9 protein-coding genes are annotated in these 8,391 nt (G+C 50.0%); 8 read left to right on the forward strand and 1 reads right to left on the reverse strand.

The window, feature by feature from the left end; all coding sequences use genetic code 11:
* Positions 1-109: 109 nt before the first annotated feature.
* Positions 110-1,525: a cysteine--tRNA ligase gene (cysS, locus tag KJ869_00315; protein MBU1575634.1), complete on the reverse strand. Its 1,416-nt coding sequence runs from the start codon at positions 1,523-1,525 to the stop codon at positions 110-112.
* Positions 1,526-1,983: 458 nt separating this feature from the next.
* Here cysS and KJ869_00320 point away from each other — a divergent pair, with 458 nt between their 5' ends.
* The 8 genes from KJ869_00320 to KJ869_00355 form a co-directional block, all read left to right on the forward strand.
* Positions 1,984-2,478 (forward strand): hypothetical protein, encoded by a 495-nt coding sequence (locus tag KJ869_00320; protein MBU1575635.1) that lies wholly within the window; start codon positions 1,984-1,986, stop codon positions 2,476-2,478.
* Between the two features lie 210 nt (positions 2,479-2,688).
* Entirely contained in the window at positions 2,689-3,714 is a 1,026-nt protein-coding gene (locus KJ869_00325; protein ID MBU1575636.1) for an SPFH domain-containing protein, read from the forward strand.
* A 970-nt stretch (positions 3,715-4,684) separates the two neighbouring features.
* Positions 4,685-4,858: a hypothetical protein gene (locus KJ869_00330; GenBank protein MBU1575637.1), complete on the forward strand. Its 174-nt coding sequence runs from the start codon at positions 4,685-4,687 to the stop codon at positions 4,856-4,858.
* Between the two features lie 208 nt (positions 4,859-5,066).
* Complete coding sequence (locus tag KJ869_00335) at positions 5,067-5,621, forward strand: hypothetical protein (protein MBU1575638.1); 555 nt, start codon at positions 5,067-5,069, stop codon at positions 5,619-5,621.
* 279 nt (positions 5,622-5,900) lie between these two features.
* On the forward strand, positions 5,901-6,275 hold the full coding sequence (locus tag KJ869_00340; protein MBU1575639.1) for a helix-turn-helix transcriptional regulator: 375 nt from the start codon (positions 5,901-5,903) through the stop codon (positions 6,273-6,275).
* Positions 6,276-6,316: 41 nt separating this feature from the next.
* Entirely contained in the window at positions 6,317-7,204 is an 888-nt protein-coding gene (locus KJ869_00345) for a prohibitin family protein (GenBank protein ID MBU1575640.1), read from the forward strand.
* 141 nt (positions 7,205-7,345) lie between these two features.
* Positions 7,346-7,603 carry a SemiSWEET transporter gene (locus KJ869_00350; GenBank protein MBU1575641.1) on the forward strand — a complete coding sequence of 86 codons (258 nt, stop codon included), beginning with the start codon at positions 7,346-7,348 and terminating at the stop codon, positions 7,601-7,603.
* 19 nt (positions 7,604-7,622) lie between these two features.
* Positions 7,623-8,391: hypothetical protein (locus KJ869_00355; protein ID MBU1575642.1), on the forward strand; the 769-nt coding region annotated here is incomplete at its 3' end.

Here is an 8,391-nt window from a genome sequence, read left to right on the forward strand (position 1 = left end):
ACAAAAAGAGTCCCTGAGATCACTAGAATGATACGCAAGGGCTTTTTAATTATTTTTTGCATCATAACTATTTTAACAAACGACCCAGGCTTTCGCCTGGGTCATCAAATTATTCCCCGAACTTTTTCGGACGAACGGTCTGTCCTTTTGGCCCATCCTCCACCACAAAGCCCAGTTTCGATATCTCATTTCTCAATCGGTCGGATTCGGCCCAGTTCTTGGCCGCCCTTGCATCTTTACGCTTTTGCATCAGATCCTCGACCTCTTTGGGAATAGCCGATCCGCCGACGGACTCGGCCAACTTCAGCCCCAGAACCCGATCGAAATCCTTTATCAGGCTTAGTTTCTGAGCCGGAGTCAGGTCATTGTCCTTAAGTAGGTCCCACAGGATGGCCAGCACCTGCGGCATGTTCAGGTCGTCATTTATGGCCGAGAGAAATTTCTTTTTATATACATTCCGACCTTTTCCCTCTCCTAATGCTTTAGGGGAGGGATCAAGGGTGGGGTCAAGTTTCTTGATCTCCGCCCTCAGATTCTCCAAGGCCCGCTGGGCCGCGGTAAGCGACTCGTAGGTAAAGCTTAATTGCGAGCGGTAGTGTCCGGTAAAGCAGAAATAACGGTAGGCCAGCGGGTCGTATCCCTTGTCCATCAGGGTCTGCAGAGTAAGGAACTCACCGGAGGACTTGGCCATCTTCTCTTGTCCCAGTTGCAGGAAGTATCCGTGCAGCCAATAGTTGGCCAGGTTGGTGCCGTGGCAGGCCTGGGTCTGGGCGATCTCGTTGGTATGATGCACCGCAATGGCATCCTCCCCGCCGCAGTGGATGTCGAACAGCGGCCCCAGGTATTTAGCAGCCATGGCCGAGCATTCTATATGCCAACCGGGGAAACCTTTTCCCCACGGGCTTTCCCACTCCATCTGCCTTTTGGTCCCTTCGGGGCTGAACTTCCACAGGGCGAAGTCAGTGGGATGCTTCTTCTCGCCCATCTCTATCCGGGCCCCGGCCATCAGGTCCTGCACCACGATCTTGGTAAGCACCCCGTATTTCTTCAGCTTGGCGGTATCGAAATAGATGCCGTCCGAGGTCCGGTAGGTGTATCCCTTTTTTTCGATGCACTCAATGGTCTCGATCTGCTCCTTTATGTGATCGGTGGCCTTGCACCAGATGTGCGGCTCCTGTATATTCAGGTTCCTGAGGTCGCTCTTGAAAGCTTCGGTGTACTCTTCGGCGATCTCCCAGGCGGTCTTGCCGGTGCGGCGCGAGCCCTTTTCCATCTTGTCCTCGCCGGAATCGGCGTCGGATTCCAGGTGCCCCACGTCGGTGATGTTCATCACCTGGTTGACCTGCAATCCGTTGTATTCCAGCACCCGTCGCAGAATGTCCTCGAAGACGTAGGTGCGCAGGTTGCCGATATGGGCGTAGTCGTAGACCGTCGGCCCGCAGGTGTACATGCCCACCTGCCCGGTCTTCAACGGAACAAACTCCTCCTTGGCGCGACTTAATGTGTTGTAAAGTCTGATAGCCATCAATTCCTCCTTGATTGGGATAATTATAGTTTCAAGTCTTGCCCTTTGTCAACCCTAAAGATTGGGAACAATGCACACAGATCACACAGATTAGTGCAGATTTTCTCAGATATTTATTTTATGGTTTTTTTTAACTTGTAAAGTAAGTAACAAATCCGTGCTAATCGGGGCCAATCCGTGAAATCTGTGTGCCATTCGCCCCTGTCCGAGTTGGCCCCTATGAAAGCTCTTCCATAATACTGTGATTATTTGCCCTTGCAGTAAAAGTAAGTAAAAAATCTGTGCAAATCCGAACCAATCAGTGAAATCTGTGTGTCATTTCCCCTTTGTCCGATTTTTTCCGATTTTGGTTGACTTGCCCTTTCAAATATGATAATTTTTATGAATGTTGTTAAACCCCTTCCCCATTGGGGAAGGGGTAGGGGTTAGGTCAGAATTTTTAGATAAGGAGGCTCGCCATGCCTGATGCCAGCGATAAAGTAAGAAATTTCATGGAGAAGCTGTTCCGGATAGTCCCGGGATACGGCGGTTATGCCGAGAAGGAATCGCGCCGCAACACCGACAAGGTCCTGCGCCTGCACCTGGCCGGGCAGTTGGACGAGGTCAAGTCCGCCTTCGACCGTTTCCTGGCCGACATGACCAAACAGCCTGGCCATCTGGAGCTGATGTCCGAGGCATCGTCCATAACCAAACTGCTGGAGAAGGTCATCGACCGCCTTAAATACGCCGATTACGGCTATGCCGGGTTCTTCGACAGCAATAAAGTGCTGGAGCCTCAGTTGGACGCCCTATATCAGTTCGACATGGATCTGTCCCAGCATATTATGGACCTGAAGAGCAAGATGACCCAGATAAAGCCGGATCCTTCGATCCTGAAAGCCCTGCTGGAAGACTTAAGGAAATTCGATGACAAGCTCAATGCCCGGCATGAAACTATTAATAAGCCTGTTTAAGCTAACTGCTCTGTAAACGATAGAACTGTCATCCTGAGATATCTACCAGCCTCACAAGTTGAAGGATCATTTCTCACCGCGGTCTTGCCACCCTACGACTTGAGATGCAAGTTGCCGACCTCAGGGTGACAGCGTTAAGGGTAGACCAGAAAATTCAACCGTTTTAAACCTTTTGAACATTTTCAACCTTTTAAGCCTTAGGAGAAAAAGATGGCCAAGATAATGGAAGTCATAGAATATTTTGATAATACCGGCAACCAGCTGGTGCACCGGGTTCCGGAGGACGGCTCGGGCGAGACCAAGATCGGCTCCCAGCTGGTGGTTCGGGAGAGCCAGCAGGCGGTGTTCTTCCGGGACGGCAAGGCCATGGACGTCTTCGGGGCCGGACGCCATACGCTGACCACCATGAACCTGCCACTTCTGACCGGATTGCTCAAAGGGGTCTTCGACGGCAAGAGCCCCTTCCGGGTGGAGGTCTATTTTGTCAACTCCAAGGTCTTCACCGACCTGAAATGGGGCACCTCGGAGCCCATCCCCTTCCGCGACACCGAACTGCAGATGATCCGCCTGCGCTCCTTCGGCATCTACTCCACCAGGGTCAAGGATCCCCAATTATTCGTCAACAAGATGGTGGGCACCCAGGGATTCTATACCACCGAGCAGGTGGACGGTTTTTTGAAGAACGTGATCGTGTCCCGCCTGGCCGATTATCTGGGCGAGAATTACAAGACCATCCTGGACGTGGCCCAGCATTATGATGAACTGGGCGCCGGACTAAAAGCAAGACTGCAGGAGGATTTCGGCAAGTACGGCCTGGAGATGGTGGACCTGTATATCAGCGCCATCACCCCCCCGCCGGAGGTGACCGCCCGGATGGACGAGCGGGCCGGGATGGCCGCGGTGGGAGACCTCAACCAGTATATGAAGTTTAAGGCAGCCAATGCCATGGGCGATGCCGCCAAACAGGAGGGCGGCGCGGCCGGAGCCGGGGTGGGCATGGGCGCCGGGATAGGAATGGGCATGATGATGCCCGGCATGCTGCAGCAGGCCATGACCAGCGGACCGATGGCCGCCTGTCCCAAGTGCGGCACCCAGAACCAGACCACCGCCAAGTTCTGCTCCAACTGCGGCGGGCCGATGGCGGTAGCCCCGGCCACCACCCCCTGCCCCAAGTGCGGCAAGCCGATAGCGGCTGGCAGCAAGTTCTGCAATGACTGCGGGGTGAAACTGGGATAGGACCGGCCCGCTAAACATACGAAAAGATACGAAAATATTATTTTAGAATTATCCAGAGAGTGGTTATTATTACCGTATAAATACAACACACATGCGTTAAGTGACTCAAGCAATGAATGGCATTTGCAAATGGTGTAGCACACCAATTCAACGACGGGGAACCTGTCCACCTGTATTCTGTTCACTGGGCTGTAAGGGTGAATGGCAGAAGACGAGAAAACCAGCATCACGTGAGCGCCTTGTTGAACTCTACGTTGAGAGAGGCTTGAGCACATACGCAATCGCGAAACTTGTTAATCGAAACCCGAAACGAGTTTACGAATGGTTAGTGGGTTATAACATTCAGCCGCGACCAAGAACATGGAATACTGTATCGGGAAATCAACCCTTCCATGACAAAGCCTGGCTTGAGCGTGAATATGCCCAGAAACTGCGGTCGGCTCGCGAGATCGCCATAGAGTGTGACGTAACTGAAAACAATATTTTATTTTTCCTCCACAAGTGGGGCATCCCCACTCGGTCAATGGAACAGATTCGTGCCAAGAAGTACTGGGGCGCAGTTGGCGAGACAAACCCGATGTTCGGCAAACGCGGAGCAGCTAATCCACATTGGAAAGGTGGTGCCACGCCAGAGCGCCAGGCGTTTTACCTTTCTCACGAGTGGAAAGTGGCCTCGCAAGAGGTGTGGAGGCGAGATCGGGCTACGTGCTGCCGGTGCGGTCTCAGAATGTCTCCGGGTGTTCAGATGCACATTCACCACAAGGTGTCTTTCGCATATCGCCCTTTGCGAGCGACGCACACCAACCTCGTCCTGCTCTGCGAACTATGCCATGACTGGGTTCACAGCAAAAAGAACAAGGATGGAGAATGGATAATAGAAGAATCTTCATGGACTACAGTAGGCACCAAACAGTAACATATAATGCTTATCCACCTTGTTCAATTTTAATTTTTAATGGAGGTTATTTCTATGGAACCGAAGCATATCATCTTTGAAATACTAAAAAAGCATACGGATGGATTCACCAATATTGACTTGATAAATAAATTGTCTGATGAAAAAGATGATAGCCTCAATGAGTTTGTTAATAAAACTCAAAAAATATTAGGAATCATTGAATCGGTTGAGTCTTCTTTGGAGTAAGGACAGTGGCAAGGTCAGTTAAACGATCAAAAGATATCGTTTTTAGCCTAAAACAATTAAGGCATAGGTATGTCTTGATGATTGCTGTGTCCGTTCTCGTCACGTGTTCCCTGTCCCATTTATGGAAACCAATTATGCACATAATAAGTATTCCTTTCTACTGAACAAAGTGGTGAGGCAGTAAAATAAATAAATATTAGGTTATTATATGGAAATGCTTAAACCCTTTTCAGAATTAAAAGAACCCGATTTGCGTCAAAAGCTATTTTGTCCCCGGACAATTGAGGACAATTATGCTAGTGCAAAAGAGATATGTCTTGACCCAAATGTTCCCGAAGAAATAAAATCGCACTTTGCTACTGCATTAAATTTGGTGGCATATTCATGGTTTTATTACCCATTTAACACAACTGCACAACTAATGTCATATATAACTGTGGAAAAGTCGTTGCAATATATATTTAACAATGATAAAGCTACATTTAAAGAATTACTATCACGTGCAGTGAAGAATGGACTAATTAACGAAAGTGGTTTTTCACATCGGCAAGTAGAAGAAAATCCAAATCCATATCTTGGTGTAGAGTTAGCTGTTTCTGATGATATGGATTATGCTGAGGCACTAAAAGAAATTCTTCCATCTCTTAGAAATCAAATAGCACATGGTGAAACAACTTTGCATCCTCATGGATATATTGCTGTAAAAATAAGTGCTGAATTGATTAATCAATTGTTTAGTAATTCAGCTAAACAACGCCCTTAAAATCAGAAGCAAACACTCCAATATATCAATTATCAAGTGACATATTACATACATCAAGGGAGTTATTCAATATAGCGAGGGAACTATTTCGTATAGTGTGGGAGACATTTTGTATAGTGAGGGAATTCTCTCATATAACAAGGGAGTTTATTCATATATCATGTGTAAGGAACAATATAGCGAGGGAATTATTCCATTTATTCATTGATTTTTGCCGTTTTTCATGCCATAATTCACAATTATCAATGAACAATGAACACTTAACAAGGGCCATTTACCATGTTAGCCTTCAATTTTAGCAAGATCTTCGCCGCCCGGGGCATCGTCAAACCCGTCCCCTACCTTATAGAGCAGGGCCTTTCCCCCAACTATGCCACCAAGGTGGCCAATTCGCGCTTCGTCCGGCTGGACCTGCCCAACCTGGAACGGCTCTGCATCATCCTCAACTGCACCCCCAACGATCTTTTGGAATGGACCCCCAGCGCCAAAAACAAGGCCAACCCCGATCATCCGTTGTACCCCCTCAAACGCGAAGAGGAAAAGATGATCAAGCTGGCCCAGGTCATCAACTCCCTGCCGATAGAAAGTTTGGACGAGGTCCAGCAGGCGGTGGAGAGTATAAAGGAGAAAAAGAAGGCTGCGAGCGCAAGCTAAAAACCGGAAGGTTAATAATCACTTATTAAAGGAGGTTCCCCATGTTTTTCATTTTCACACTGATCATCGCTTTCGCGGCCGGTTTCATGTGGTACTCGGCCGGGGAGAAGACCAAGCAGTTCAACGAAGCCTTCGCCAAGAACAAGGCCGTCTCCGGCATCGTGGCCGTATTCTTTTTGATAATCGCCATACTCCAGATGCTGACCGTCATCCCGGCCGGGCACGTAGGCGTGGTGGACTTCTTCGGGCATGTTTCCGCCAAGACCCTCAAGGCCGGCATCAATTTACGCAACCCGCTGGCCCGGATAATCAAGATGTCCATCAAGACCCAGGAGCTCACCGAGGACATGCCGGTGCCGTCCAAAGAGGGCCTGACCGTCCAATTAGACGTCACCACCCTGTTCCACTTAGACCCGGAGAAGGCCGCCGAGATATACCAGACGGTGGGGGCCGATTACGTCAATATCATCCTAGCCCCTCAGTTCCGTTCTGTCTGCCGGGGAGTCACCGCCAATTACGAGGCTAAGGCCCTCTACACCGCCCAGCGGGAATTACTGGCCAAGGCCATCCAGGTGGAATTGAACAGCCTGGTCAACGACCGGGGCATTATCATCGAAAGCGTCCCCCTGCGCCGGGTGGGCCTGCCCAAAAAGGTGACCGACGCCATCGAGGACAAGCTCAAGGCCGAGCAGGAAAGCCAGCGCATGGAATGGATACTGACCAAGGAGAAACAAGAGGCCGAAAGAAAACGCATCGAGGCCAAGGGCATCTCCGACTTTCAGAATATCGTAGCCAAGGGCATCAGCGAGCCGCTGCTCAGGTGGAAGGGCATCGAAGCCACCGAGAAGCTGGCCAGTTCAGCCAACACCAAGGTGGTCATCATAGGAGCCGGCAAGGACGGCCTTCCGATAATCCTGGACACAAAGTAAGCAACGGTATTAGCTCTTAACCCAGCCCTTAAGGGCTGGGTTAAGGAAGCCCCTCAAAGGTAATCAAGGCCATTCATGGCCTTATGTCCACTATTATCCGCTCCCATTAGTATATAACAACACTTTAACCGGAGGACATCGGTGATCAAAGAATTGGGACTACTGGCTGGCTTCCTGACCACCATCAGCTTTCTGCCCCAGGTGATAAAAAGCCTGAAGACCAAACACATGGACGATTTCAATATCTGGTTTTTGATATTGATGATAGTCGGCCTCTCCCTGTGGACCGTCTACGGGTTCATGATCAGACAACTGCCCATCATTATCGCCAACCTGGCCACCATATCGCTGAACCTGATACTGCTGGTGCTTAAGATCAAATATCAAAAACAGAAATAAGGACTGCAAGCCGAACAACATGCACAAGATCACCCTTTTCTCCTGCCTGGCCGCCATCACCATACTGACTGCGGGCCTTGACAATGCCGGAACTAAAGCATCTTATCTTAAAACCGACCAAGGGGAATACTACCGCTACCAGATCGTCAAGCTGAGCCTGAAGCCGGATTCCCTGCTTAGGATAAACCCCGATTCCGCCTCTTTGCAGGTCTCCTTCCGCCACGGCGACAGCCTGATATCCGGGGTCGGCAGTTGCTCGGGTATAAACCTTAAATATGATAAAACAGACAGCGCCTGGCACGGCACTTGGGCCATGCCCTGGAACCCGCCGCTGGGCGTTTACCAAGCTGTACTAAATACTTATTCTGACAAAGCTATAAAGGACTCTACTACTTTACTACTTTCCGACTCCGTTACTTTTATTGTCAGATCCCGCACTCCCCACTCCATCCCCGACGGCTTCTGCGCCATGACCATCGAGAGCGCCGGGAATATGCTCAACGCCAAACTTCCCTCTCCGGTCAAAACCAAGAAGCACTGGACCAATTTTACCGATTGGGCCAAATACCTGGGGGCCGATGCCGTCTGGTATTCGGTGGGCTGGACCATCGAGGGTTATCCCGGCCTGAACGATAAGAACCCCTGGGTCAAGGAGAATTTCAAGGTGTTCCCCAAGCTGGCCGAGGAGTGCCATAAGCAGGGTTTGAAGTTCGGCGGGTATGTGGGTAGCTATCTGTTATGGGGCCCCACCCTGCGGAAACTGAAATACGACTACTCGCTGGAGGCCA

It is taken from the genome of Candidatus Edwardsbacteria bacterium (assembly GCA_018821925.1).
GTDB lineage: Bacteria > Edwardsbacteria > AC1 > AC1 > EtOH8 > UBA2226.

Coding starts and splice junctions, on each gene's coding strand:
- KJ869_00330 (MBU1575637.1), top strand. CDS start 4,685: ATGGAACCGAAGCATATCATCTTTGAAATACTAAAAAAGCATACGGAT.
- cysS (MBU1575634.1), bottom strand. CDS start 1,525: ATGGCTATCAGACTTTACAACACATTAAGTCGCGCCAAGGAGGAGTTT.
- KJ869_00340 (MBU1575639.1), top strand. CDS start 5,901: ATGTTAGCCTTCAATTTTAGCAAGATCTTCGCCGCCCGGGGCATCGTC.
- KJ869_00320 (MBU1575635.1), top strand. CDS start 1,984: ATGCCTGATGCCAGCGATAAAGTAAGAAATTTCATGGAGAAGCTGTTC.
- KJ869_00325 (MBU1575636.1), top strand. CDS start 2,689: ATGGCCAAGATAATGGAAGTCATAGAATATTTTGATAATACCGGCAAC.
- KJ869_00345 (MBU1575640.1), top strand. CDS start 6,317: ATGTTTTTCATTTTCACACTGATCATCGCTTTCGCGGCCGGTTTCATG.
- KJ869_00335 (MBU1575638.1), top strand. CDS start 5,067: ATGGAAATGCTTAAACCCTTTTCAGAATTAAAAGAACCCGATTTGCGT.